Below are 24,461 nucleotides of genomic sequence, written 5' to 3'. Positions count from 1 at the left end.
CACGCGAAGGGGCGCACACGCGGGCCCGGAGTGCCACTGCCGGGCCGTTGCCGGGCCGCTGTCATGTGACGGGCAGCCATTCACGAGGGCGCCGTACACCGCCACTTGAGCGGCAGCCGCACACGTGACCGTACGCCGTCACCTCACCGGCAAGTGGTACGCCACCCGGTACCGGTCCGCCGGGATCACCACGTCGGCGGTCTCCACCGGGCGGCCGGAGGCGTAGTAGGTGCGCTGGATGACGAGGACGACATGGCCGGGAACACCGCCGAGCAGGTGCAGTTCCTCCGCGAGGCCGGGGCGGGCGCCGACCTCCTCGGTGACGTTGTCCACGATGACGTCGATGGCCCGCATGCGCTCGGCCACGCCCATGCCGCCGAGCGGTCCCTCCTCGGGCAGCATCACGGGCGTGCGGCCGGTGACGACGAGGGGCTCCCAGGAGGTGGAGAGCATCATCGGCTCACCGGCCTCCCGGAACAGGTACTTGGTGCGCATGACCCGGTCGCCGGCCTGGATCGCGAGCCGCTCGGCGATGGCGGCCCCGGCCTGGGCCTGCTCGCTGCTGGACTCCCACGTGCCGCGCGCCGAGGCGTCGGCCTGCTCCTGCCGGAAGGGCGTGGCGCCGCCGGTCGGGCGGTATCCGGAGCGGGACACCCGGCGCGGCACCGGCCGCTCGCGCACATACGTCCCCGAGCCGGAGCGGCCCTCGACCAGCCCCTCGGCCATCAGTACCTTGCGGGCCTCCAGCGCGACCGTGTCCGAGACGCCGTACTCCTCGCGGATGCGGGCCTGCGAGGGGAGGCGGGTGTGGGGCGGCAGTGAACCGTCGACGATCTTCTTGCGGAGATCACCCGCGACGCGCAGGTACGCCGGCTGCTCACCGAAAGTCACTGGCCGCTCCCATCAGGTTGTACAGACAGCAACAGCCTGGCAACCGTGGGTTGTGCCTTGCAAGCAAAGGCCAGAGAATCACTCGATGTGATGACATGAGGCGGGGGAGGGCTTTACCCAGGCACTTTCTCCCCCGTATAGGCGCGCTCACACCTCGGCCGGGCACGCTGCCACCCCGTCCGGGCGCGTTCGTCACCTCGGCCGGGGCGCGGGAGCCGGGCGCCGGCACCGGTACGGTGCTCCTGGGCCGGGGAAGTGACGCAACGGGGGCGGAATGACGGGGACGACCCTGACGGGGAGTCGGGCGGGCGCGGAGGCCGTCCGGGCGGTGAACCGGCTCACCCGGCGGTGGGCGGCGGCGAGCGCGCAGGACGGCACGGTCTTCTCGGCGGCGGGTGTCTGGCCCCTGCTGGCCTTCCTGGCCGAGGGTGCGGCGGGCCGGGCGCGCGCGGAGCCGGCTGGTGCTGGCGGCGGGGTGGGTGACGGATCCGCTGCGTTTCCCGACCACTCGGGCGACGCAGACCCCAACGGCGCGTACCCGGACAACGAATACCCGGACAACGAGTACGCGAACGACGCGGGGGAGAGCGACAAGCAGTGAGCAAGGTGAACGCCGAGACGGTGCGGCGGGTGAACGGCCTGACGGCCCGCTGGGCACAGTCCCTGCCCGAGGGCACGGCCCTGTCCGCGCCCGGGGTCTGGCCCCTGCTGGCCTTCCTGGCCGACGGAGCGGCGGGACCGGCGCGGGCGGAGCTGAGCGAGGCGCTGGGCGTGCCCGCCGGTCAAGCCGCGGCTGCCGCACGGGAGTTGCTGGCGGCGCTCGCGTCGGTGTCCGGCCTGGACGCGGCGCTCGGTCTGTGGACGCACCAGGGGCTGGCCCTGCGCGAGGAGTGGCGGGCCGGGCTGCCGGCCGGAACGTACGGGGTGTTCGGGGACGACCTCGTCACCGCGCAGGAGCGGCTGGACGCCTGGGCCGTCGAGCGGACCGGCGGGCTGGTCGAGCGGATGCCGGTGACGCTGACCCGGGACGCGCGGATGGTGCTGGCCAGCGCCCTCGCGCTGCGCACGACCTGGCGGCAGCCCTTCGACGAGCAGTCGCTCCGGCCGGACACCGGCCCCTGGCAGGGCCGTAGCCTGCGCGGACTGCGCAGGCGCGGCCCACGGCCCGACCGGGTGGGCGTGACGGGCACGCCGGACGGTTTCGTGACGGCGCTGACGGTGCCCGGCGACAACGGCATCGACGTGCATCTGGTGCTCGGCGAGGACCACATGACGCCGGGCCAGGTGCTCGCGGCCGGGGTGGGGATCGTGGAGCGGTCGCTGCCGCTCACCGGGGGCGGCTCGCTGCCGCACGGGCATGTGGGGCCGGGCCTGTACGTGGAGCAGCAGCCGGCCGTCGAGCCGGCGCCGTTGACGCTGGACGTGCGGACGGTGGCGTACGAGGTGCGCGCCGATCACGATCTGCTGGCCCTGGCCCCGCTGTTCGGGCTGACGACGGCATCGGACGCGGGCCACGGCCACTTCCCCGGCATCAGCGCCTACCCGCTCGCGATCGGCCAGGCCCGCCAGTCGGCGCTGGCCCAGTTCGGTCCGCTGGGCTTCCGGGCCGCGGCGGTGACCGCCGTGGCTGCGCGGTACGGCAGCGCGCCGCCGCAGTACCGCTACGAGTCGACGGTCGTCCGGGCCGTCTTCGACCGCCCCTTCGCCTTCCTCGCCGTCGACCGCGAGTCCCGGCTGGTGCTGGTGGCGGGCTGGGTGACGGATCCGGCGCCGGAGACGGTCACGAGCTTCCCGGGCGCTGTTCCTCCAGGACTCTGACGCAACGGGCGATCAGCCCGGTCAGGGTGTCCCGCTCGGCGTCGGTGAACTCGGCGCCGAGGGCCCGCTCGACGCGTACGGCGGCGGTGTCGGCCTCGGTCATGACGGCCCGGCCCTCGTCCGTGAGGCGGGTCTCGAGGACGTTGCGGTGCCACTCGTGCGGGCTGCGCATGATCAGGCCACGATCCTGGAGGTTCTTCAGGACCGTGTTCATGGTCGGCGGGGTGACCCCGCACAGCCGGGCGAGGGCGGCCGCGGAGATGCCGGGGTGCTCGTCGAGGTGGAGCAGCGCGGCGTACTGGGCGACGGTCAGGCCCGCCGGTTTCAGGACCGCCGTCTTGGTCGCGTTGAGGGCCTGCTCGGCCCGCTTGAGGTGGGAGCCGAGGCGCTCGGAAGCGGGCATGGAGGTCACCGCCCCAGATTAGTGCCCCCTCCCCCGGCGAGGATTCACACGCTGGCGACGATCAATGCACAGCCGAAGATTAATGCACTGGCGATGATTAGAGTCCTAATCTAGATTAGGCATCCGTCATACAGTGAGTAGCCGAACCGAGAGGCACCGCCGTGTCCCGTTCGATCCACCGCCGCACCTTCCTGACCGGCGCGGCCGCCACGGCCCTGGCCGTGGCCGCACCGAGGGCGGCCGCGGCCACCGGTCGCCGTATCAGCACCGCCTTCACCCTCCCCGACGACCGGGCCTACCCCGAGGGCATCGCACTCGATCCGCGCACGGGCGACGCGTACGTCGGCTCCTTCACTACCGGCGCGGTCTACCGGGCCACGGCCGGCAGCCGCGCCGCCCGAGTCTTCCTGCCGGCGGGCACGGACGGCCGTACGACGGCCAACGGCCTGAAGGCCGACCGGGCGGGCCGCCTGTGGGTCATCGACCACACCGCCGGCATCGACGTCTACGACCTGCGCGACCGTTCCCTGCTGGCCCGTTTCGAGGTGCCTCAGGGCGAGGCGCGCTTCCTGAACGACCTCGTGATCACGGCGGACGGCACGGTGTACGCCACCGACAGCGTCCGCCCCGTCGTCTACCGCGTCACCCCGGCCGACCTGACCCGCGCCCACGGCGGCCGCGCACCGCTGACCGCGCACTTCGACCTGAGCGGATCGGTCCCCCCGCACGCGCCGGACGCCTTCACCCTGAACGGCATCGCCGCCGACCCCACCGGACACCTGCTGTTCGTGGTCGACATGACCGGCGGCGGGCTGTACCGGGTCGACGTACGCGACGGCTCGGTCCGCCAAGTAGCCCTGCACGGAGGCGACTTGACGCACGGGGACGGCCTGGTCCTGTCCCACCGCACCCTGTGGGCCGCCCACAACGCGACCAACACCCTGACCCGCTGGCACCTCTCCCCCGACGGCACCACCGCCCACCTGGCCCGCACCCTGACCGACCCGGCCCTCCAGATCCCCACCACCCTGGCCCACGACCACCACGGCCTCCTCGTCGTCCGCTCCCAGTTCGACAAGGGCGGCCCGATGGGCCCGGGGACACCGACACCGCCGTTCACCGTGGCGCGGGTGACGGGGATGTGACCTCGCGGTCGGGGCATCGCCAAGTCGCCACGGTCGCAGCGTGACCGCGCACCCCGGCCGGGTGCGCCCGCCTCGCTACGAGGGCTTGCTCGCGAAGGCGGAGGCCGGCATCCAGCACACCGGCACACCGAGCGCGAGAGCGGCGCCCTGAAGTGCCCGGTGCCGTCCGAGACCAGCCTCGACCTCGACAATCCCGCCCCTCGGCAGGGCACGTACCGAAAGGGGGCCGAGCCCCGCCAGGCCCGGCCCCCCTTTCGGCCGCTTGCGCGGGTGTTGGTCACACGTTGAACCGGAACTCCACCACAACCCGTTTGACCTGCGGAAATGCGAAGTCATCCCAGCACCATCCCAGCACGGGATTCGCGACAAAGTACGAGAAGGCTCGGGACCGCCAACACTGCACAACAGCGTTGGCAAGAGATCGAGGTCGATGGACTTCTCCGCGACGCCCTTTCAGCACAGCGGCCAGGCTGTCAGCAAATGGCCGGGGCCGTAGGCGGCGTCGAGCCCCGGACAGTCGACTCCGCTGCGCGAGACCGCCACGATGGGAACAGGTTCATGGGTGAGGGCGACCCGGTGTCGATGGAGGGCGGCCAGGTCGTGCCGGTCGAAGGGCGACTGCTCTAGCCACTTGATGGAGCCCACGAAAAGCAGCTCCTTGGCAATGGGGGCGCGGTCCGCCCCGACGATATCGATTTCGACATCGTTGGTGCGCGTCCAGTAGCCGCCCACCGCGGAGGCTGCGGGCAGTTGGCCGTCGGGCAGTATCCGGGCAAGCGCCTCGCGGATGAGCGGCTCGATCGCCCGGCCGCGCCAGCTGGTCCAGTTCTCCCGGATGCGCGCCAAGGTCAAATCGCCCCGCCCTCGCTCGATCTCTTGCATGGACGGGCCGAGCAAGTGCAGCCAAAATCGCAGGTAGGGATCTGTCACCCGGTAGCGGCGATCCTTCGACGAACGCAGCGATACAGGCAGTTCCCCAGCGACGATCCGTTTGTCCGTAAGCAGCTCCAGAGCTCGCTGCAGCGGCGTAGCCCCAATCCCGCCGGCTGCACGGGCGATGTTGGTGAAGGTCCGCTCGCCACTACCGATGGCCGCCAGCACCGTACGCGCCTGCGCCTGCGGGGGGAATTCGGCAGCCAGCGAGCGCTCGGCCGACACAAGCAGGGCTGAGACCGGATCACTCAATGCCTCACCGAGGAAGTCCCACAACCCTGCGCCGCGCGGCCACTCAGCGCAGATCAGCGGCAGCCCGCCAGTGACCAGCGCAGCGTCGAAAGCTTCCGCCGGATCCAGCCCAAGCATCTGTCCCACCTCGGCGGGGTTGAGGGGCCCCAGCACCATCTCCCGGCCGCGCTGATGGAAGGGTCGCCCGTAGCTATTCAGTGCCTCCATCATCGACAGATCAGAGCCGATGAGGACCAGCAGCACCGGCTTGGTCTCCAGCACCCGGTCCCAGGCCCGCTGCAGCATCCCCTCAAAGGCGCCATCGGTATCCATCAGGTACGGCAATTCGTCGATGACCAGCACGCTCGCCCGGTCGGCGGGCAGCGCCGCAGCCAGGACATCGAAGGCGGCATCCCAGCTCTCCGGCCGCGCGGCGGCCACCAGCCCCGCCAACGGCAGCGTCGACGCCTGGGCGTCCCGAGCCAGCCGCGCCAGATCATCTCTGGGGGACGCACCGGTCGCCGCGTAGAACAAGAACGGGGCCCCGGAGCGCTCCGCAAACCGCTCGACCAGTCGCGATTTGCCCACCCGGCGCCGCCCACGCAACATCACGCACCGACCGGGCCGCTCCCCACCAACCCCTGCCGCGACCTTCTGCAGCTCTCGCTCCAACGTCGCCAGTTCCTGCCGGCGGCCTACGAAGTCCACCATGCCTACCCACCTCCCCATAATACTAACTTGAATGTTAGCAACATTGACGTTAGTGCGGCACCTTTACCGGTGTCGCTCACGGTCACGAGTCGTGGATCCGACGTCCCTCCGCGTGCGGCACCGGGCCGGTCGTGCCACGCAGGGGCAAAGGCCGCATCGAAGCCGAGTAGCGCGGCCGTCGAGCCGCACGTCGAGTGGCCCGGGGAGGCGCGTGTCCGCTCGGCGACCAGACGGCAGACGGGATGCGTCCAGGCCGTCGCGCCGGGCGATGCGCGCAACCGAGGTCGTAGCGGCTGAGAGCGGCGGGGCCGGCAAGGTGGAAGAGGCCGGACCCATCCGATCGCGTGAGTTCCCACAAGGCGGCCAGGTCCTTGACGTGCACGGGGCAGCGCACGTCGTCGGTCACGAAGTATCGCGGTCGGCACTACGTGGAGGTATGGCTCGTGATGGACGGAAGGGTCATCGCCAGCGATCACCATGACGTCGAGGTCCGCTGACCCCATGGTGGTCTCCCGAGCAGGAATCCGATGAGCGCACCCTCGATGGCATCCCACGCGGCCCAGCCGGGACACTGCCGGCACGGCCACCAGGATGCCGCCCCGCCTCTAGCATCGCGACGGGTACGTCTAGGGTCTGAAAGTCCGGAATCGGTCCCCAAAGATGGTGCCTGCTGGGCCCGTTAGTGGACGCGCCCCTGGCCGCCAGCCTCAAGCGGGATGGGTCCACCGACTTGGGGACGATGCTGGCCGCGCTGCGGGGAGCAGAAGGCGTCAGTCAGCGCTCCGGGGTCCATCTGTGGATCAGCTCGTGCTGTGCCAGGTCCTTGAAGTAGCGGTGTCGCGACCAGGCATCGAAGTCGCCGATGACGATGAGGCGCCGACGGGCGCGGGTGACCGCGACGTTGAGGAGGTTGGGCTTTTGAGCGGCCCAGTTCCGAGACCCCACCTGGCCGGCACCGGTGCCCAGGACCAGGATCACGACGTCCGCTTCCTTGCCTTGCGTGGTGTGCACCGTGCCGTAGCGCTTGGAAGTGAGAGTCCTGCCCACAACCTTGCCGAGGCCATGGACGACGTCGCGGAACGGGCTGATGACAAAGACAGAATCGTTCAGACGGCGCTTTCGCGCTGCGTCATGGTCGCCTCCCAGGGCCTCGCCGGGGAATGCCTCGCCGGTGTGCAGGCGCTCCTGCCGGATCGCCTCGTCAATACGGGTGCGGATCCGGTCAAGGGTGACTTCCAGGGCCCTTCCTTCCTCGGGGTTCCACTTCTCCTCGCCCGGCAGGGCGCGGACGTCCCACCACACACTGCGCTGCGCCAGCGGGAAGTCGTCCTGATCCCGATGCACTCCGTAGACCATCATCCCGTCGTAGGCGATCTTGTTGCTGATGTCGAACATCAGGCGATCGCAGCGGCGGTGTACCCGCAGGGGCGAGCCGAGCCAGATGTCCTCGCCGTCCTGGTCCTTCAGCCAGGTGCCGTACGGGTTGAGGCGGTCGGCGAGGGCCTGGACGGAAGCGGCGGCCGGGGCCCACTGCCGGTCCACCGCGAAGTGTCCGGCCAGGCGCTGCTGGCCGGTCCACGGGAGAGTGACCACAGGTTCGAGCTGCAGCGGGTCACCGACGACGACGGCGCGGCGGGCTCGCCACAGGGCGCCGACCACCTCCTGCGGGGCGGCTTGGCCGGCCTCGTCGACGAACAGCCAGCCCAGGGCCTCGCTGCCCAGCTGCGCGAACATACGGCCCATCGAAGCGAAAGTCGTCGAGACCACAGGGACAACCAGGAACAGCAACTGCCAGGCGGCCAGCACTGTTTCAGCGTCCAGATCTGCCGGCGCGTGGCCTTTGACCACCTCCATCACGGCCTGCAGATTTCTGCGCATGCGCTCGGGCGCGGTAGCCAGCAGCGCGCGGTGCAGATCCAGGGCCGCGAGGAAGAGTTCCGAGCGTGCCTCGGCGAATGCGGCGTCCATCCAGGGCGCTGACTGCTCGCGCGCCTCCATCGCCTCACGGTCATCGAGGGCCGCCTGCCATTCGGCTCCCGGCACCCGGTCGCCCCACCGCTCCTTGGCCGTGGCCAGCCGGCGTTGCTCGGCTTCCCGCTCGCGGCGTCGTCGGGTCACCTGCTGTCCGGCCTCAGCGGTAGTCGTGACCTGTCGCGCGCGGGCCTGCTCGCAGGCGGTCAGCCATGCCTGGGCGCGCACAATGGCAGACAGTGCCTGGTCCAGATGTCCCTGGGCGGTGCGCAAAGCGGCGTGCCGAGCGGCCCGTACGGATTGCAACTCGGCGAGACGCACGTCCGCAGCGTCCAGATCCGCCTGGAGGGCGAGACGCCCGGCCTCAAAGCGGCGCATGGGCTCGCGGGTGACCAGTCTTCTGATCAGGCCGGGTTTGGCCGCGTCGTAGGCGTGGAGTGCCGACTCCGCTGTCCTGACGCCCTCCTCGCCGTGGCGGACCGCGGCTTCGGCCAGGTCGAGCCGCGTTCGCTCGGCGGACATCGCTTCCTGGCACCGGGCATGCTCCTCCCGGTGGCCGACAAGTTCGACTTCGATACGCTGCTGCTCCTGTTGCAGGAGCAGCAGCGCGTCACGGGCTCCGGACTCCCGGGCCACCAGCTCATCCAGGAGGGCATCGGGGCCGGCGAGCCGAGTGAGCAGATCCGCGATCTCCTGCCGCTCTGCGGCCAGCGCGCGCACGTGGTTGCGGGCTTGGGTGAAGCGCTGGACCGCCTGCGCCCAGGTCTCTCGTCCCAACGGCGGCGCCGTGTCGGCATCAGGGCTCGTGCCCTGGGCGCTCTGTGAGGAGGCAGAAGGGTGGTTGCCCTGCAGCTGCAGAATCTTGTGGAGGCCCAGGAGTGGGCGGTCCTCGCTCGCTTCCGGTCTTGGCCGGCTGTTGCCCTTGGGCTGCTCGCCCCACCAGAAGCGCTGGACGAAGTCTGAGCGGTTGCTGCGCCGCCCCAGGCGCGCGGCGATCGCACCCCAGGCATCTTCCTCCAGCGCCAGGCTGGCTGGGCCAGCAAGGTAGTCGGCGCGTCCTTGCCATGCGCCGCCGATTGCGCGTGCTCCGGGAACTTCCAGAGTGACGTTCTCCACCGCTCCGTTGTTGGACGAAGCGATCACGATCTCGAAGCCGGTGAGTTCGGGGATCAGGGGATGGATGGTGCGCGGGTAGGTCTTGCCGGCGGTCTCCTCCGTGCGCCAAGTGCGCGGTTTTCGGGCGAAGGCGTCCTCCGGCCGCTCCAGGGCCGCCAACCGTTCGGCCCGCTGGACCACCAGGGCCGCGATCAGGTCACGCAGCATGGTCGTCTTGCCGGTTCCGGGTGGTCCGTTGACCGCGTAAAGGCCGCGGCCATCATCCTGCCCGAGACTTGCCAGGATGCGGTTGACTGCAAACTGCTGGCTGAGCACCAGCGGCTTGTCGGCATCCGCCAGCCATCGGCCCAAGGGCATGCTCGACGGCTGCACGCTCTCCAGCACGATCTCGGGCAGGCGTCGCACGTCAAAGCGGTTCATGGCATCCAGATCCGCCTCAGCCCGCAGGTAATCCAGCAGGGCGGTGCCGGCCTGGCCGGCCTCAAGGACACCGGCGACCCGTTCCAGATCGTCGGCGTAGAAGCTGTTGAGGAAGACATCACCGCCCGCCTCATCCGCATGCCGGGCCGCAACCTGATAGCTCTTGATACGGATCGCGTTGGGTGTGAGGGCCTCGGCGACGCCGAGCTGCTCGACCGCCCACCGAGTGATGGCCGCCAGGTCGAACACATCCAGGACCTTTGTGCCCACCTCGGGCGGAGGTCCCTCCGGCTCCGCCTCGTGCTGCTCCGCTTCCTCCACTTCACCGCTGCCCAGACCTTGGCCGGGTACTGCGCTGTCGCCCGGGGTGTGGTCGGTGAGCCGGGCAGCAGCGGAATCGATCAAGTCACCGCCGACCTGCTCGATCACCTTCGCGGCCACCGCCCCCGCCACAGGCCCCAGCCCGGCACCCACCGCACCGGCCGCCGCTCCCAGCCCACCCTTCGCCGCGCTGACGACGAGGCGGGACATCAGCCCCGCGACCGGACCAAGCCCCGACTGTGGCGACTCAGGCCCGACCACGGGCCGGTGATCGACTTCGATCTTCCCGTCGCCAAGGTCCAGCAGCTGCTGCAGCAGAACCGTGCTCTGCTCGTCGAAGCCGGTCAGCCACTGGTCGCTGTGCGGCCCGGGGTCCAGGGTCTGCCCGACTGCCCAGGCGCACGAGGACAGGGTGACACTGTCCTTGATCAGCAGCCCGTCTTGGTTCACGGTGCAGCACAGCACGGCGCTGTCCCCGCCGATCCGGCCATCGAAGTCCCGTTCGGACTCCGGAGCACGGAAAGCCTGTAGCAAGACGTCACGCACCTTGTCGACCGCGAAGATCCCGGCGTAAACCGTGTGCTGCCACACAAGGCTCGGCCGGGACTGAGTCCGGCTGATCGCGGAGTCGAGCTCCCAGGGCAGTGGGCGATGCGACCCCACAGCGAAGAGGTTCTTACGCGGATTTACCGGGTCGACCTTCGGCGGGCTGAAGTACTCAACGGCGCGCCAAAAGCGCAGGATCTGCGCTTGACGCTGCCGCTCAGCCTTCGACCGATTGACCGCACCCATCCGCCCCCCTGTGGTCGTCAATCAAAAGGCACCGTAGCAGAGGCCAGGGAAGGCAATCGCGGTTGCCCACATGGTCGTTGCGATACGTCCGCCGGGCACCGGGCGAGGCGCGCCATCGCTGCAAAAGCTATGGCGCGCAACCCCGACGCCTGCGGCAGGGTCAGAAACCGGACCGGGCGGCTTGGATGCTCTCACCGAGTGCGTCCTGGAGTTGGCCTACAACCTGTTCCGGCCCTCCCGGGTGACGGGCTGATCGCGTCCCCCGTCAAACATCGCCAAGGAAGGGGTGCTGGTCCATACACTCCCTGCTGCCAGGCACTGGACAGTGCGCGACCCAGCACCGGCGTCCCCGTAACGTCCCAGCACGATCCCAGCACGGGGGAAAAGCAAAGGGTCCGACTCCCAAGAGCCGGACCCTCCCTGACCTGCATGTTTCCCAGATCAGCGACGTGGTGATACGTCAGTCGCTACACGTTGAACCGGAACTCCACCACGTCCCCGTCCTGCATCACATAGTCCTTGCCCTCCATCCGCGCCTTCCCCTTAGCGCGGGCCTCGGCCACCGAACCCGTTTCGACCAGGTCCTCGAAGGAGATGACCTCGGCCTTGATGAAGCCCTTCTGGAAGTCGGTGTGGATCACGCCGGCCGCCTCGGGGGCCGTGGCGCCCTTCTTGATCGTCCAGGCGCGGGACTCCTTGGGGCCGGCGGTCAGATAGGTCTGCAGGCCGAGGGTGACGAAGCCGACGCGGGCGAGGGTGGCGAGGCCGGGCTCCTCGGCGCCGACCGACTCCAGCAGCTCCAGCGCGTCCTCCTCGTCCAGCTCGGCGAGGTCCGCCTCCAGCTTGGCGTTGAGGAAGATCGCCTCGGCGGGGGCGACCAGGGCGCGCTGCTCGTCCTTGAACGCGTCGTCCGTCAGCTCGTCCTCGTCGACGTTGAAGACGTAGAGGAAGGGCTTGGTCGTCAGAAGGTGCAGGTCGTGGAGGAGCTCCGCGCGCTCGCTGCCCTGGACGATGCCCTGGGAGAACAGCGTGTCGCCCTTCTCCAGGATCTCCTTGGCCTCCTCGACCGCCTTGACCTTGGGGGCCACGTCCTTCTTGATGCGCGACTCCTTCTGGAGGCGCGGGAGGACCTTCTCGATGGTCTGGAGGTCGGCGAGGATCAGCTCGGTGTTGATCGTCTCGATGTCGTCCTTCGGCGAGACCTTGCCGTCGACGTGGACGACGTTCTCGTCCTTGAAGGCACGGATCACCTGGCAGATCGCGTCGGACTCACGGATGTTCGCGAGGAACTTGTTGCCGAGGCCCTCGCCCTCCGAGGCACCGCGCACGATGCCGGCGATGTCGACGAAGTCGACCGTGGCCGGAAGGATGCGCTCGGAGGAGAAGATCGAGGCCAGCTTGGCCAGGCGGGCGTCGGGGACGCCGACCACGCCGACGTTCGGCTCGATCGTGGCGAACGGGTAGTTGGCCGCCAGCACGTCGTTCTTGGTCAGGGCGTTGAACAGGGTCGACTTGCCGACATTGGGCAGGCCGACGATTCCGATCGTGAGCGACACGTTGCGACTTCCCGTAGATGAGTGGGCCAGGATTGCCATTGCCAGGGGCCAGAGACTGGCACTGACCGATCCCCCAGTTTACGGCGTCCCCGCACCGCCGCTCGCGGGAGCGTCGCACCCCCGGCCGAGCACTTCTCACCGGCGTGTCTGAGGAGTGATTCGGCACATAAACAGACCTAAGTTGGTCCAGTGGAGCAACGCAGAACACGACCCCCGAACGGCGGCCCGCGACGCGGCAAGCAGCCCCCGGCACAGCTGCCCCCGCAGGCCCGGCACAGGCCCGGGCCGGGAGCGGACCGCGGCGTACGGCAGCCTGGTGCCGCCCGGCCGGCATCGCCTGGGCCGTGGCTGCCGAGCCCCCGGCTCACCGGGCTCGGCAGTGGGCTGTTCTGCCTCGTCGTGATGTTCCTCCTCGGCTGCCTGGACCACTTACTGTTCGGCGCCTCCATGACGGTGTACGGCGTGCTGTTCGTGCCGGTGTGTGTCCTGACCGCGCTGTGGGTGCGCGGCGGGGATCTGCTGACCGCTCCCGTCGTCGTACCGATCGCGTTCGCCGTCGGGCTCCTCCCCGTCGCCGACGGCAAAGGGGGGCTGCTCGGCCGTCTGATGGGGCTGTTCACGGGGCTCGCCACGCAGGCCGGCTGGCTGTACGGCGGGACGCTCGTCGCGGGGGTGATCGTGCTCGTACGCCGGGTGCGCTGGGTACGGCGGCGCCGGCGCCGGATCTGAGGGGCCGGCCCCAGCGCCGGACCGGGTACGGCTACCGGTCCGCTCTCATCGCCGCGCCCACGATCCCCGCGTCGTTCTGCAGCTGCGCGGGGACGATATCGGCTCTGATGCCCTCGATGAGATGCAGGAACTTGTCCGCCTTGCGGCTGACCCCGCCACCGATGATGAACAGCTCGGGCGAGAAGAGCATCTCCACATGGGCCAGGTACTTCTGGACCCGATGCGCCCAGCGCTCCCAGGTCAGCTCGTGGTCCTCCTTGGCCTTGCTGGAGGCACGCTTCTCGGCGTCGTGGCCGTTCAGCTCCAGATGGCCCAGCTCCGTGTTCGGCACGAGGACGCCGTCGACGAAGACGGCGCTGCCGATGCCGGTGCCGAAGGTGAGCATGATGACCGTGCCCTTGCGGTCCTGACCGGCGCCGAAGCGCATCTCGGCGACACCCGCCGCGTCCGCGTCGTTGATCACCGTCACCGGCAGCCCGCCCAGTCTGCCGCCGAACAACACGCGCGCGTCCGTGTCGATCCAGCTCTTGTCGACGTTCGCCGCCGTACGGACCATGGCGCCGCCCGTGACCACTCCGGGGAAGGTCAGGCCCACCGGGCCGGTCCAGCCGAAGTGGTCCACGACCTGCTTGACCCCGTCGGCCACGCCGTCGGGCGTCGCCGGGTGCGGGGTGAGCACCTTGCAGCGCTCCTGGGTCAGGTCGCCCCTGTCCAGGTCCACAGGGGCGCCCTTGATCCCGGATCCGCCGATGTCCACACCGAAGATCTCCATGGCACTACGTTACGACGGACCACTGACAGTCACGCCTCGGTAGCACCGCTCCCGCCGCGCTCGGCGACCAGCGTGGCCGCCTCTTCGCGCAGGTCACGGCGGAGTTCCTTGGGCAGCGAGAACGTGATGGATTCCTCGGCCGCCTTGACCAGCTCCACGTCGCCGTAGCCGCGCTCGGCGAGCCGCTCCAGCACCTGCTCGACCAGGACCTCCGGGACGGAGGCGCCGGAGGTGACCCCGACCGTGGTGACGCCCTCCAGCCAGGCCTCGTCGATCTCGTCGGCGAAGTCCACCAGGTAGGCCTCGCGGGCGCCGGCCAGCTTGGCGACCTCGACCAGCCGCTTGGAGTTGGAGGAGTTGCGCGAGCCGACGACGATGACCAGCTCGGCCTCGGCGCCCATCTGCTTCACCGCGAGCTGACGGTTCTGCGTGGCGTAGCAGATGTCGTCGCTCGGCGGGGAGACGAGCCCCGGGAACTTGGTCTTCAGGGCGTCGACGGTCTCCATGGTCTCGTCCACGGAGAGGGTGGTCTGGGAGAGCCAGACGACCCTGGAGGGGTCGCGGACCTCGACCTTGGCGACATCCTCGGGGCCGTCGACCAGCTGGATGTGGTCGGGGGCCTCGCCGGAGGTGCCGATGACCTCCTCGTGGCCCTCGTGGCCGATCAGGAGGATGTCGTAGTCCTCGTTGGCGTAGCGGACGGCTTCCTTGTGGACCTTGGTGACCAGGGGGCAGGTGGCGTCGATCGTGGCGAGGCGCCCGCGCTCGGCCTCCTCGTGCACGACCGGGGCGACACCGTGGGCCGAGAACATCACGATGTTGCCGGGCGGCACCTCCTCCGTCCGCTCGACGAAGACGGCACCCTTCTTCTCCAGGGTCTGCACGACGTACTTGTTGTGGACGATCTCGTGCCGGACGTAGATCGGGGCCCCGTACTGTTCGAGGGCCTTCTCGACGGCGATCACGGCGCGGTCCACGCCCGCGCAGTAGCCACGGGGGGCGGCGAGCAGGACACGGCGGCCAGTCGAAGAGGTCATGGGTCCCATCGTAAGGCCCTTGTTCGGCCGCGTTCGGCCGTGCAGAGATCGCGTGCCGACGACCCCGCGGGGAAGACTGGTTGCCATGTCCGACACGGAGACGTCGGCTTCCCCGACCGACGAGCGGCACCGGCTGCGACGCAGCCTCGGCTTCCGGGACCTCGTGGTCTACGGACTCCTCTTCATCGCCCCGATGGCACCGGTGGGGGTGTTCGGCACGCTGGACGCCAGGTCGCACGGCGCGGTGGCACTGGTGTACGTGGTGGCGACGGTCGCCATGGCGTTCACCGCGTTCAGCTACGCGCAGATGGTGCGGGTCGTACCTCAGGCGGGGTCGGTGTTCGCCTACGCGCGCGCGGGGCTCGGCAGGGGGGCCGGGTTCATCGCGGGCTGGATGGCGATGCTGGACTACGTCCTCATCCCGGCCGTCGCCTACCTCTTCTCCGGCATCGCGATGAACGCGCTGGTCCCGGAGGTGTCCCGCTGGGTGTGGACGGCGCTCGCGGTCGTCGTCACGACCCTGCTGAACCTGTGGGGCGTACGGGCCGCCGCGCGCGTGGGCTTCCTCGTGCTGGCCCTGGAGGTCGTCGTCCTGCTGGTCTTCGTGGTGGCGGCGGTCGTCGTCCTCGCACGGGACGGGGCGGCGCGGGGCGTGCTGTCGCCGCTGTCGGGTGACGGCACGCAGGGCGCGTTCGCGTGGTCGGCGGTGCTCGGCGCCGTGTCGGTGGCCGTGTTGTCGTACCTGGGCTTCGACGCGATCGCGACCTTCGCCGAGGAGGTCACCGGGGGCTCGGCGAAGGTGGCGCGGGCGCTGCTGTTCTGCCTGGCGCTGGCCGGTGTGCTGTTCGTGGCGCAGACGTACCTGGTGGCGCTGCTGGAGCCGACGACGTCCGCGCGGCTGGCCGCCGATCCCGGCAAGCAGGGCGCGGCCTTCTACGACGCCGTGGACGTCTCCGTCGGCGGCTGGCTGCACGACCTGGTGGCCGCGAGCAAGGCCGTCGGGGCGGCGTTCGCCGCGTTGGCGGGGCAGGCGGCGGCGGGACGTCTGCTGTTCGCGATGGGCAGGGACCGCCGGCTGCCCCGGGCCCTGTCCCGCACGGACGCCGGGGTGCCGCGGGTCGCTCTGCTGTGCGCCGCGGTGATCACGCTGCTCGCCGCGGGGTGGGCGGCGCGCCGCGACGACGGGCTGGACAAGCTGGTCTCCGTGGTCGACATCGGCGCGCTGACGGCGTTCACGCTGCTGCACGCGAGCGTGGTGGGCTTTTTCGCGGTGCGGCGGCGGGGACGGGAGCGGGTGAGCTGGTGGCGGCATGTGCTGGTGCCGGTGGCCGGGGCGGCGATCACAGTGGCGGTGATCGTGGAGGCGAGCGGGGTGGCTCAGGTGGTGGGCGCGGTGTGGCTGGTCATCGGGGTGCTGGTGCTCGTGGGACAGCGGGGGCGGGTGGCTGTTCCCGGGTAGCGGGGCGCCCCGACGGGGCGCACGGCCGTATCGATGGGCGGGTCCCCGCGCGGGCGCGCGCGACCACGACGCGGCCGCGGCCGAAGGACGGCCCGCGGACCAGCCGCGAGTTGTCAGTACCGGCCGTTAGTCTCGACCGCATGGCTGTGAACACCTCTCCCGAAGCGCCGCTCCCCGTCGGTGAGGTCTCCCGGCTGATCGGGGGGTGGATCGACCGGCTCGGGGCGGTGTGGGTCGAGGGGCAGATCACGCAGCTGTCGCGGCGGCCCGGCGCCGGGGTCGTGTTTTTGACGTTGCGGGATCCGTCGTACGACATCTCCGTGAGCGTCACCTGTTATCGGCAGGTGTTCGACGCCGTCGCCGATGTGGTCGGCGAGGGCGCCCGTGTCGTCGTTCTGGCGAAGCCCGAGTGGTACGCCCCGCGGGGGCAGCTGTCGCTGCGGGCCGCCGAGATAAAGCCGGTCGGAGTCGGGGAGCTGCTGGCCCGGCTGGAGCAGCTGAAGAAGGCGCTGACGGCCGAGGGCCTGTTCGCGCCGGAGCGGAAGAGGCCGCTGCCGTTCCTGCCGCAGTTGATCGGGCTCGTCTGCGGCCGGGCCTCCGCCGCGGAGCGGGACGTGCTGGAGAACGCCCGGCACCGCTGGCCCGCCGTCCGCTTCGAGGTGCGCAACGTCCCCGTGCAGGGTGTGCACGCCGTCCCGCAGGTCGTGCAGGCGGTGAAGGAGCTGGACGCGATGGAGGACGTGGACGTCATCGTCGTCGCCCGGGGCGGCGGCAGCGTCGAGGACCTGCTGCCGTTCTCCGACGAGCAGCTGGTGCGGGCCGTGGCGGCGTGCCGTACGCCCGTCGTCTCCGCCATCGGGCACGAGCCCGACACCCCGCTGCTGGACTACGTCGCCGACCTGCGCGCGTCCACGCCGACCGACGCGGCCAAGAAGGTCGTGCCGGACGTGGGCGAGGAGTTCGAGCGGGTGCGGATGCTGCGTGACCGGGCCCGGCGGTGTGTGCACGCGTTCGTGGAGCGCGAGGAGCGCGGGCTGGCGCACGCGCTGGCCCGGCCGGCGATGGAGGATCCGCACCGGATGCTCGACGAGCGGGCCGACCACGTGGCCGCGCTCACGGACCGCGGCCGGCGCACGCTCGGCCATCTCCTGGACCGCGCGGACTCGGAGCTGACGCACACGCACGCGCGCGTGGTGGCCCTCTCCCCCGCGGCGACACTCAGACGCGGTTACGCGGTGCTGCAGAAAGCGGACGGGCACGTGGTGCGCGACCCGGACGAGGTGACGGCGGGCGAGGCGCTGCGGGCCCGTGTCGCCGACGGCGAATTCACGGTGAAGGTGGGCGAATGACGAGCAAGACGGAAGAGGCTCTCTCCTACGAGCAGGCGCGGGACGAGTTGATCGAGGTCGTACGGCGCCTGGAGGCGGGTGGTACGACGCTGGAGGAGTCCCTGGCGCTGTGGGAGCGCGGTGAGGAGCTGGCCAAGGTGTGCCGGCGCTGGCTGGAGGGGGCGCGGGCCCGGCTGGACGCGGCGCTCGCCGAGGAGGAGGAAGAGGCCGAGGGCGGCAGGGGGTAGCGGGGACCCGCGCCTGTGAAGCGAATCACCACGCATCGGCTTTTGTTGAAGGTTAAACCTCACCTGGCGTATGGTCGCTGACGTCAGCCGGTCCAGCCACCCCCGGACCGGACGCGCACGTCCAGGAAGTCCACGCATGTCTCTCGTTCTTGACCCCGCCGCCCAGGACCTGCTGTTCCGCGAGGCCCGTACCGCGAACACCTTCACCGACGAGCCGGTGACCGACGAGCAGGTCCAGGCGATCTACGACCTGGTCAAGTACGGCCCGACCGCCTTCAACCAGACCCCGCTGCGCATCACCCTGGTCCGCTCCCCCGAGGCCCGCGAGCGCCTGGTGCAGCACATGGCCGAGGGCAACCAGCCCAAGACGGCTGCCGCCCCGCTGGTCGCGATCCTCTCCGCGGACAACGAGTTCCACGAGGAGCTGCCGGGCCTGTTCCCCGCCTTCCCGCAGGCCAAGGACGTCTTCTTCGCCGAGCGCCCGGCCCGTGAGGGCTCCGCCGCGCTGAACGCCGCCCTGCAGGCCGCGTACTTCATCGTCGGCGTCCGCGCCGCGGGCCTCGCCGCCGGCCCGATGACCGGTTTCGACTTCGAGGGCGTCCGCAAGGAGTTCCTGGACGACGACCACACCCCGCTGATGGTCGTCAACATCGGCAAGCCGGGCGCGGACGCCTGGTACCCGCGCTCGCCGCGCCTGGCCTACGAGGACGTCATCACGACCGTCTGAGCCGGACGGCGCGACACGGAAGAGGCCCCCAGCACCGCCGGGGGCCTCTTCCGCATGTCGTCCGGGTGTCGGGCCGGGCTCACTTCGTGCGCAGCGCCGTCGCCATCTTCGTCAGCTCGTCGAAGGACCCCGTGCCCGCGACCACCGTCGTGGAGCCGTGCGTGCCCTCCAGGACGAGGGCGTCGTAGCGGCCGCCGGTGTAGCGGGTCCAGGTGCGGCCGTCGATCGTCTCGGTCTTCTGCGTCGCCGAGGCGCCCTGGCTGGCGTCGTCGATGAAGTCGGCGGGCTTCTGCGTGGACTGCTCGACCTGTACGTACTGGCCGTCCGGGGTCTGGAAGCCGATGTGCCAGCGCTGGTCCTTCTCGCCGTCGTACGTGACGGAGGTCGCCTTCCAGGTGCTCGGCAGACCCTCGGGAGCCGCGACCGGGTAGCTCGCCACCCGGCGGGCGCCGATCAGCTCGACCCGGTAGTCCACCCGCTTGAGGTCGGGAGCGTGATCGTCGTGCGGGATCGTCACGAAGTAGACGACCAGCGCCGCCATGCCGACCAGAGCCAGGGAGAGGATCATGTCCCGGGCCGTCTTCTGCTTGCCGTTGGAACCTGCCACGCCCCCTATCGTCGCAGGTGCCCCAACCGCTCATCCGTGGGGGCCCCTGCTCATTTTGTCTGCCTAACGATAGAGTCGTGGCCAACACCCTCATCCGGCCGTCGTCGTATCAGAAAGGTGCGCTCCGATGACCGAAAATCATCATCTTCCGTCCGAGCTCGATGTTCCCTCCGAGGCTCCCGACCGCAACCTCGCCCTGGAGCTCGTCCGGGTGACCGAAGCCGCCGCCATGGCCGCGGGCCGCTGGGTGGGGCGTGGTGACAAGATCGGCGCCGACGGTGCCGCGGTGCGCGCCATGCGGACCCTCGTCTCCACCGTGTCGATGAACGGCGTCGTCGTCATCGGCGAGGGCGAGAAGGACGAGGCCCCGATGCTCTTCAACGGAGAGCGCGTGGGCGACGGCACCGGTCCCGAGGTCGACATCGCCGTCGACCCCATCGACGGCACCACGCTGACGGCCAAGGGCATGCCGAACGCGATCGCCGTCCTGGCCGCCGCCGAGCGCGGCGCCATGTTCGACCCGTCCGCCGTGTTCTACATGGACAAGCTGGTCACCGGCCCCGAGGCCGCGGACTTCGTCGACATCGACGCGCCGGTCGGCGTGAACATCCGGCGCATCGCCAAGGCCAAGCGGTCCGCGCCCGAGGACGTCACCGTCGTCATCCTCGACCGGCCGCGGCACGAGGGCCTGATCAAGGAGGTCCGGGAGGCCGGCGCGCGCATCAAGCTGATCTCCGACGGCGATGTCGCCGGCTCGGTGTACGCGCTGCGCGAGGGCACCGGCGTCGACCTGCTGCTCGGCATCGGCGGTACCCCCGAGGGCATCATCTCGGCCTGTGCCGTGAAGTGCCTCGGCGGCACCATCCAGGGCAAGCTGTGGCCGAAGGACGACGCGGAGCGTCAGCGGGCGATCGACGCCGGGCACGATCTGGACCGGGTGCTGACGACCGACGACCTGGTGTCCGGGGAGAACGTGTTCTTCGTGGCGACCGGCATCACCGACGGGGAACTGCTGCGGGGGGTCCAGTACCGGTCGGAGACCGCGCTGACCGAGTCGATCGTGATGCGGTCGAAGTCGGGAACGGTGCGGAGGATCTACTCCGAGCACCGGCTGAGCAAGCTGCGGGCCTACAGCGCGATCGACTTCGACAAGGCCAAGTAGTTCCGTCGGCCGGCAGCACCTGAGGGCAGGGGGCTGCGCGTCCGCGGGCGAGTGCGGGTCGCCCGCGGACGGTCGCGCCCACGCGGCGGAGCCGCACATCGAACGCGGCCCCGCGCCCCTTCGGGGCGCTCAGCCCGCCATGCGGTCCGGCGTCGCCGTCCTTGTCGCCTTCTTCAGTTCCATCTCCCTGCGCCGGCGCCGGGCCAGGACCACGCGGCGTTCCGCTGCCGTGAGGCCGCCCCAGACGCCGTACGGCTCGGGCTGGAGCAGGGCGTGTTCGCGACACTCGACCATCACCGGGCAGCGGGCACAGACACGCTTGGCCGCTTCCTCCCGGGACAGCCGTGCGGCGGTCGGCTCCTTCGACGGCGCGAAGAACAGGCCGGCCTCGTCACGCCGGCACACCGCCTCGGTGTGCCAGGGTGCGTCTTGGTCCCTGTCTCGCACTGGCACCCGCTGGGCCGGAACGGCAGCGACCTGCAGGGACGAATGCGGCGGTTGCAGCACGGTCTACTCCTGACGACGGCTTCGCGAGCGAGAGACGATGCAGCAAGGCCTACCCGCTGTGCGCGTGCCTATGCACTGCGTTCCCAACAGCGGGCGTGCGGCGGCTCGTTCACGCCCCCGGGCTCGCCGCGCGGGAGGGCCGATTCGCGACTGTCAACGGTCCAGGTGTTTGCGCAGCTTCCTGTCGACCTTGTCCTGAACCCGCTCCAGCTTCCGGTCGACCCTGCCCTGGACCCGGTCCAGGATGTCGCCTATGCGCTTGCCGCGCTTGGGCCGCGCCTCCACGTTGCCGAGGACGGCCCAGCCGTCGACGTAGACCACGGGGGCGTCGTCGTCGACCGAGTCCAGCGTGTCCACCTCGAAGTTGCCGAGGACGCCGCCGCCGGTGCCGCGCAGCGACACGTTCTCCGGGACGCGGATCTGGACGTCGCCGAAGACCGAGACGGCCTTGATCACGACCTGCTGGTACTCGAAGATCGCCTCGCTGAGGTCGATCTCGACGCTGCCGAAGACCGAGTACGCATGCAGTCGGCGCCCGGCGCGCCAGCGGCCACGGCGCACGGCGCTGCTGAAGACGGCGACCACGTTGGCGTCCGCCTCCTGCGGTATCGCGCCCGGGGCGGGGCGGGGCGGAACGGGCTCGTAGGCGCGCGCGGCCTGCTGGTGGGCGGCGGGCAGGTCCCGGATGAAGACCTCCAGGTCACCCACCGTCTTGGCGTGCAGCACTCCCTCGACGCGCTCGGCGTGCTCGTCGGCGGTCAGCCGGCCCTCGGCGAGGGCCTCGCGCAGGATGTCGGCGACCCGGTCGCGGTCGGCGTCCGAGGCGCGCAGTTCGGTGACGCTCGGTGCGGCGTCCTGGGTTCGGGCGGGCTTCTGAAGGTCCACGGGAGCAGGGTACCGAAACGCGATAGATCGCGACTAGGGGTGTGGACAACTCCGGGCGTGTCGCCGCTGAGCCCCACCTCACACGTGCTGAGCCCCACCTCACACGTACTGAGCCTTACCTCACAGGTTCCGTGTCGGTGGCAGGTTCTACGCTGGTGGAGCCCGCCAGCGTCGGCGGGCGGCCGTCCGTCACAGTGAGGAATGGGCTGAGATGCCTGAGTTCGCGTACACCGATCTGCTCCCCCAGGGAGAGGACACCACCCCGTACCGGCTGGTGACCTCCGAGGGCGTGTCCACCGTCGAGGGACCGGACGGGCGGACGTTCCTCACGGTGGAGCCGGAGGCGCTGCGCAAGCTGGCCGAGGAGGCCATCCACGACATCCAGCACTACCTGCGGCCCGCGCACCTGGCCCAGCTGCGACGCATCATCGACGACCCCGAGGCGTCGAACAACGACAAGTTCGTCGCGCTGGACCTGCTGAAGAACGCGAACATCGCGGCGGCGGGCGTGCTGCCGATGTGCCAGGACACCGGCACGGCGATCGTCATGGGCAAGCGCGGCCAGAACGTGCTGACCGAGGGCGGCGACGAGGCGGCCCTCTCGCGCGGCATCTACGACGCGTACCTGAACCTCAACCTGCGCTACTCGCAGATGGCTCCGCTCACCATGTGGGAGGAGAAGAACACCGGCTCCAACCTGCCGGCACAGATCGAGCTGTACGCGACGGACGGCGGCGCCTACAAGTTCCTGTTCATGGCGAAGGGCGGCGGAAGCGCCAACAAGTCCTTCCTCTACCAGGAGACGAAGGCGGTCCTGAACGAGGCCTCCATGATGAAGTTCCTGGAGGAGAAGATCCGTTCGCTGGGTACGGCCGCCTGCCCGCCGTACCACCTGGCGATCGTCGTCGGCGGTACGAGCGCCGAGTACGCGCTGAAGACCGCGAAGTACGCCTCCGCGCACTACCTGGACGAGATCCCGGCCGAGGGTTCGGAGCTGGGCCACGGGTTCCGGGACAAGGAGCTGGAGCAGAAGGTCTTCGAGCTGACGCAGAAGATCGGTATCGGCGCGCAGTTCGGCGGCAAGTACTTCTGCCACGACGTCCGCGTGGTCCGGCTGCCGCGGCACGGCGCGTCCTGCCCGGTCGCGATCGCCGTCTCCTGCTCGGCCGACCGCCAGGCCGTCGCGAAGATCACCGCCGAGGGTGTCTTCCTGGAGCAGCTGGAGACCGACCCGGCGCGCTTCCTGCCGGAGACGACCGACGAGCACCTGGACGAGTCCTCGGACGTGGTGAAGATCGACCTGAACCAGCCGATGGACACGATCCTCGCCGAGCTGACCAAGTACCCGGTCAAGACCCGGCTGTCCCTCACCGGCCCGCTGGTCGTGGCCCGTGACATCGCGCACGCCAAGATCAAGGAGCGGCTGGACGCGGGCGAGGAGATGCCGCAGTACCTGAAGGACCACCCGGTGTACTACGCGGGTCCGGCGAAGACCCCCGAGGGCTACGCCTCCGGTTCCTTCGGTCCGACGACGGCCGGCCGCATGGACTCCTACGTGGAGCAGTTCCAGGCGGCGGGCGGCTCCAAGGTGATGCTCGCGAAGGGCAACCGCAGCAAGCAGGTCACCGACGCGTGCGACGCCCACGGCGGTTTCTACCTCGGCTCCATCGGCGGCCCCGCCGCCCGTCTCGCCCAGGACTGCATCAAGAAGGTCGAGGTCCTGGAGTACGAGGAGCTGGGCATGGAGGCCGTCTGGAAGATCGAGGTCGAGGACTTCCCGGCGTTCATCGTCGTGGACGACAAGGGCAACGACTTCTTCCAGGACCCGGCCCCCCAGCCGACGTTCACCTCGATCCCGGTGCGGGGTCCCGGCCTCGCCTGACCCGTCGTGGACCACCCGAGGAGCCCCCGGCCGGCGGCCGGGGGCTCCCGTGCGTTGGGGCCCGGATCGGAAGCGCATCGGAAGCGGTGAAACCGGCTCCAGCCCGGTGGTTGTCGGGCAAGGTGGCTGCGTTCGTACCGAAGAGACGCGCGAGACCCGGCGGTCTGCCGGGAGCTGCGAGGAACCATGGACCACACCCACAGGCCGCCGAGCCTGTTACCCGCTGCCGGCCAGGAGCGGACGTACGCGCTGATCATCGCCGGTGTCCCGCTTCTGCTGATCCTGCTGGCCGGCTTCGTGCCCCGACTCGCCTCGGACGGCGCCGGATCCGGGGGCACCGCCGTGGACGGTCAGGGCGGCTACTCGTACCAGCCCTCCGCCCAGCCCTCCTACCAGCCCTCGTCCGAGGCCTCCGCCACGGATCCGGTGACGCCGGACGCCACCACGGCACCCACCTCCGGCACCGACCTCTCCCCGAGCCCGGCCGACACCGGGAGCGCGACGGGCCCAGCAGGTGCGGACGATCCCGCCACGACCGTCGACGACTACTTCACGGCCATCAACGACCGTGATTTCCGTACCGCCTGGAACCTCGGCGGCAAGAACCTCGACTCGTCCCACTCCGCGTTCGTCTCGGGCTTCGGCACGACCGAGCGGGACGACGTCACCGTCGGCTCCGTCGACGGCACGACCGTCTCGGTGAGCCTGGTCGCCACGCAGACGGACGGCACACAGAAGTCGTACAGCGGCCGGTACACGGTGGTGGACGGGGTCATCACCGACGCCTCGGTGACCCCTACCGGCTGAGCA

The 24,461-nt window shown here is 70.3% G+C and carries 22 protein-coding genes and 1 pseudogene; 12 read left to right on the top strand and 11 right to left on the bottom strand.

Features of this window, described 5'->3' with window-relative positions:
- Nucleotides 1-138: 138 nt before the first annotated feature.
- Nucleotides 139-891, bottom strand: coding sequence for a GntR family transcriptional regulator (locus ADK64_RS19370; RefSeq protein WP_053660635.1), 753 nt, complete (start codon nt 889-891; stop codon nt 139-141).
- A 274-nt stretch (nt 892-1,165) separates the two neighbouring features.
- Between ADK64_RS19370 and ADK64_RS49060 the strand changes: the two genes are divergently transcribed.
- Together ADK64_RS49060 and ADK64_RS19360 are read left to right on the top strand one after the other, a co-directional pair.
- A complete protein-coding gene (locus ADK64_RS49060; protein ID WP_053660634.1) occupies nt 1,166-1,492 on the top strand; it encodes a hypothetical protein in 327 nt (108 codons plus the stop codon).
- Nucleotides 1,489-2,709, top strand: a complete 1,221-nt coding sequence (locus ADK64_RS19360; RefSeq protein WP_053660632.1) for a serpin family protein — start codon at nt 1,489-1,491, stop codon at nt 2,707-2,709. Before ADK64_RS49060 ends, ADK64_RS19360 begins: the two co-directional genes overlap by 4 nt.
- Here ADK64_RS19360 and ADK64_RS19355 read toward each other — a convergent pair.
- Nucleotides 2,672-3,112 (bottom strand): MarR family winged helix-turn-helix transcriptional regulator, encoded by a 441-nt coding sequence (locus tag ADK64_RS19355; protein ID WP_053660699.1) that lies wholly within the window; start codon nt 3,110-3,112, stop codon nt 2,672-2,674. The two genes, ADK64_RS19360 and ADK64_RS19355, sit on opposite strands and share 38 nt — an antisense overlap.
- A 161-nt stretch (nt 3,113-3,273) precedes the next feature.
- Here ADK64_RS19355 and ADK64_RS19350 point away from each other — a divergent pair, with 161 nt between their 5' ends.
- Nucleotides 3,274-4,257, top strand: coding sequence for an SMP-30/gluconolactonase/LRE family protein (locus ADK64_RS19350; protein WP_078992723.1), 984 nt, complete (start codon nt 3,274-3,276; stop codon nt 4,255-4,257).
- A gap of 453 nt (nt 4,258-4,710) precedes the next feature.
- Here ADK64_RS19350 and ADK64_RS19345 read toward each other — a convergent pair whose 3' ends face one another.
- Complete coding sequence (locus tag ADK64_RS19345) at nt 4,711-6,132, bottom strand: ATP-binding protein (protein ID WP_053660630.1); 1,422 nt, start codon at nt 6,130-6,132, stop codon at nt 4,711-4,713.
- Nucleotides 6,133-6,195: 63 nt separating this feature from the next.
- Nucleotides 6,196-6,535 (bottom strand): annotated as a pseudogene (locus tag ADK64_RS47430) (hypothetical protein); the annotation flags it as partial.
- Between ADK64_RS47430 and ADK64_RS49055 the strand changes: the two are divergent.
- The gene (locus tag ADK64_RS49055; RefSeq protein WP_159046296.1) at nt 6,477-6,629 is read left to right on the top strand and encodes a nucleotide-binding domain-containing protein; all 153 of its coding nucleotides are present in this window, start codon (nt 6,477-6,479) and stop codon (nt 6,627-6,629) included. The pseudogene ADK64_RS47430 and the gene ADK64_RS49055 overlap by 59 nt on opposite strands.
- A gap of 277 nt (nt 6,630-6,906) precedes the next feature.
- Here the strand turns inward: ADK64_RS49055 and ADK64_RS19340 are convergent, their stop codons facing one another.
- Together ADK64_RS19340 and ychF are read right to left on the bottom strand one after the other, a co-directional pair.
- On the bottom strand, nt 6,907-10,752 hold the full coding sequence (locus ADK64_RS19340) for a DEAD/DEAH box helicase (protein ID WP_159046295.1): 3,846 nt from the start codon (nt 10,750-10,752) through the stop codon (nt 6,907-6,909).
- 467 nt (nt 10,753-11,219) lie between these two features.
- Nucleotides 11,220-12,308, bottom strand: a complete 1,089-nt coding sequence (gene ychF, locus ADK64_RS19335) for a redox-regulated ATPase YchF (protein ID WP_053660626.1) — start codon at nt 12,306-12,308, stop codon at nt 11,220-11,222.
- Nucleotides 12,309-12,497: 189 nt separating this feature from the next.
- Here ychF and ADK64_RS19330 point away from each other — a divergent pair, with 189 nt between their 5' ends.
- A complete protein-coding gene (locus ADK64_RS19330) occupies nt 12,498-13,037 on the top strand; it encodes a DUF6542 domain-containing protein (RefSeq protein WP_199829648.1) in 540 nt (179 codons plus the stop codon).
- A gap of 31 nt (nt 13,038-13,068) precedes the next feature.
- Here ADK64_RS19330 and ppgK read toward each other — a convergent pair whose 3' ends face one another.
- Nucleotides 13,069-13,809, bottom strand: a complete 741-nt coding sequence (ppgK, locus tag ADK64_RS19325; RefSeq protein ID WP_053660624.1) for a polyphosphate--glucose phosphotransferase — start codon at nt 13,807-13,809, stop codon at nt 13,069-13,071.
- 29 nt (nt 13,810-13,838) lie between these two features.
- Nucleotides 13,839-14,855, bottom strand: a complete 1,017-nt coding sequence (locus ADK64_RS19320; RefSeq protein ID WP_107093019.1) for a 4-hydroxy-3-methylbut-2-enyl diphosphate reductase — start codon at nt 14,853-14,855, stop codon at nt 13,839-13,841.
- A gap of 76 nt (nt 14,856-14,931) precedes the next feature.
- On the opposite strand from ADK64_RS19320, the gene ADK64_RS19315 reads away from it, so the two are divergent.
- From ADK64_RS19315 to ADK64_RS19300, 4 genes are all read left to right on the top strand, one after another.
- Entirely contained in the window at nt 14,932-16,305 is a 1,374-nt protein-coding gene (locus tag ADK64_RS19315) for an APC family permease (protein ID WP_053660620.1), read from the top strand.
- 140 nt (nt 16,306-16,445) lie between these two features.
- Nucleotides 16,446-17,654 (top strand): exodeoxyribonuclease VII large subunit, encoded by a 1,209-nt coding sequence (xseA, locus tag ADK64_RS19310; protein WP_053660617.1) that lies wholly within the window; start codon nt 16,446-16,448, stop codon nt 17,652-17,654.
- A complete protein-coding gene (locus ADK64_RS19305; RefSeq protein WP_053660615.1) occupies nt 17,651-17,881 on the top strand; it encodes an exodeoxyribonuclease VII small subunit in 231 nt (76 codons plus the stop codon). Before xseA ends, ADK64_RS19305 begins: the two co-directional genes overlap by 4 nt.
- A 136-nt stretch (nt 17,882-18,017) precedes the next feature.
- Nucleotides 18,018-18,608, top strand: a complete 591-nt coding sequence (locus ADK64_RS19300) for a malonic semialdehyde reductase (RefSeq protein WP_053660613.1) — start codon at nt 18,018-18,020, stop codon at nt 18,606-18,608.
- A 79-nt stretch (nt 18,609-18,687) separates the two neighbouring features.
- Here the strand turns inward: ADK64_RS19300 and ADK64_RS19295 are convergent, their stop codons facing one another.
- Nucleotides 18,688-19,215, bottom strand: a complete 528-nt coding sequence (locus tag ADK64_RS19295; RefSeq protein WP_053660611.1) for a DUF4245 domain-containing protein — start codon at nt 19,213-19,215, stop codon at nt 18,688-18,690.
- A gap of 127 nt (nt 19,216-19,342) precedes the next feature.
- Here ADK64_RS19295 and glpX point away from each other — a divergent pair, with 127 nt between their 5' ends.
- Complete coding sequence (gene glpX / locus ADK64_RS19290) at nt 19,343-20,377, top strand: class II fructose-bisphosphatase (protein ID WP_053660609.1); 1,035 nt, start codon at nt 19,343-19,345, stop codon at nt 20,375-20,377.
- Between the two features lie 129 nt (nt 20,378-20,506).
- Here the strand turns inward: glpX and ADK64_RS19285 are convergent, their stop codons facing one another.
- Nucleotides 20,507-20,884, bottom strand: a complete 378-nt coding sequence (locus ADK64_RS19285) for a WhiB family transcriptional regulator (RefSeq protein ID WP_078992722.1) — start codon at nt 20,882-20,884, stop codon at nt 20,507-20,509.
- Nucleotides 20,885-21,037: 153 nt separating this feature from the next.
- On the bottom strand, nt 21,038-21,769 hold the full coding sequence (locus ADK64_RS19280) for a DUF1707 SHOCT-like domain-containing protein (RefSeq protein ID WP_053660605.1): 732 nt from the start codon (nt 21,767-21,769) through the stop codon (nt 21,038-21,040).
- Nucleotides 21,770-21,980: 211 nt separating this feature from the next.
- Here ADK64_RS19280 and ADK64_RS19275 point away from each other — a divergent pair, with 211 nt between their 5' ends.
- Together ADK64_RS19275 and ADK64_RS19270 are read left to right on the top strand one after the other, a co-directional pair.
- The gene (locus tag ADK64_RS19275) at nt 21,981-23,651 is read left to right on the top strand and encodes a fumarate hydratase (protein ID WP_053660603.1); all 1,671 of its coding nucleotides are present in this window, start codon (nt 21,981-21,983) and stop codon (nt 23,649-23,651) included.
- A gap of 186 nt (nt 23,652-23,837) precedes the next feature.
- On the top strand, nt 23,838-24,458 hold the full coding sequence (locus ADK64_RS19270; RefSeq protein WP_053660601.1) for a hypothetical protein: 621 nt from the start codon (nt 23,838-23,840) through the stop codon (nt 24,456-24,458).
- Nucleotides 24,459-24,461: the final 3 nt, after the last annotated feature.

The organism is Streptomyces sp. MMG1121, from assembly GCF_001280015.1.
Lineage (GTDB): Bacteria > Actinomycetota > Actinomycetes > Streptomycetales > Streptomycetaceae > Streptomyces.
Note: the sequence above shows the minus strand (reverse complement) of the source record. Positions and strands in the feature narration are given on the sequence as shown.

Excerpts from the sequence above, each read along its gene's own strand:
- ADK64_RS19315 (WP_053660620.1), top strand. The coding sequence starts at position 14,932 with ATGTCCGACACGGAGACGTCGGCTTCCCCGACCGACGAGCGGCACCGG.
- ADK64_RS19300 (WP_053660613.1), top strand. The coding sequence starts at position 18,018 with ATGTCTCTCGTTCTTGACCCCGCCGCCCAGGACCTGCTGTTCCGCGAG.
- ADK64_RS19340 (WP_159046295.1), bottom strand. The coding sequence starts at position 10,752 with ATGGGTGCGGTCAATCGGTCGAAGGCTGAGCGGCAGCGTCAAGCGCAG.
- ADK64_RS49060 (WP_053660634.1), top strand. The coding sequence starts at position 1,166 with ATGACGGGGACGACCCTGACGGGGAGTCGGGCGGGCGCGGAGGCCGTC.
- ADK64_RS19275 (WP_053660603.1), top strand. The coding sequence starts at position 21,981 with ATGCCTGAGTTCGCGTACACCGATCTGCTCCCCCAGGGAGAGGACACC.
- xseA (WP_053660617.1), top strand. The coding sequence starts at position 16,446 with ATGGCTGTGAACACCTCTCCCGAAGCGCCGCTCCCCGTCGGTGAGGTC.
- ADK64_RS19345 (WP_053660630.1), bottom strand. The coding sequence starts at position 6,132 with ATGGTGGACTTCGTAGGCCGCCGGCAGGAACTGGCGACGTTGGAGCGA.
- ADK64_RS19320 (WP_107093019.1), bottom strand. The coding sequence starts at position 14,855 with ATGGGACCCATGACCTCTTCGACTGGCCGCCGTGTCCTGCTCGCCGCC.
- ADK64_RS19355 (WP_053660699.1), bottom strand. The coding sequence starts at position 3,112 with ATGCCCGCTTCCGAGCGCCTCGGCTCCCACCTCAAGCGGGCCGAGCAG.
- ADK64_RS19270 (WP_053660601.1), top strand. The coding sequence starts at position 23,838 with ATGGACCACACCCACAGGCCGCCGAGCCTGTTACCCGCTGCCGGCCAG.
- ppgK (WP_053660624.1), bottom strand. The coding sequence starts at position 13,809 with ATGGAGATCTTCGGTGTGGACATCGGCGGATCCGGGATCAAGGGCGCC.
- ADK64_RS19305 (WP_053660615.1), top strand. The coding sequence starts at position 17,651 with ATGACGAGCAAGACGGAAGAGGCTCTCTCCTACGAGCAGGCGCGGGAC.
- glpX (WP_053660609.1), top strand. The coding sequence starts at position 19,343 with ATGACCGAAAATCATCATCTTCCGTCCGAGCTCGATGTTCCCTCCGAG.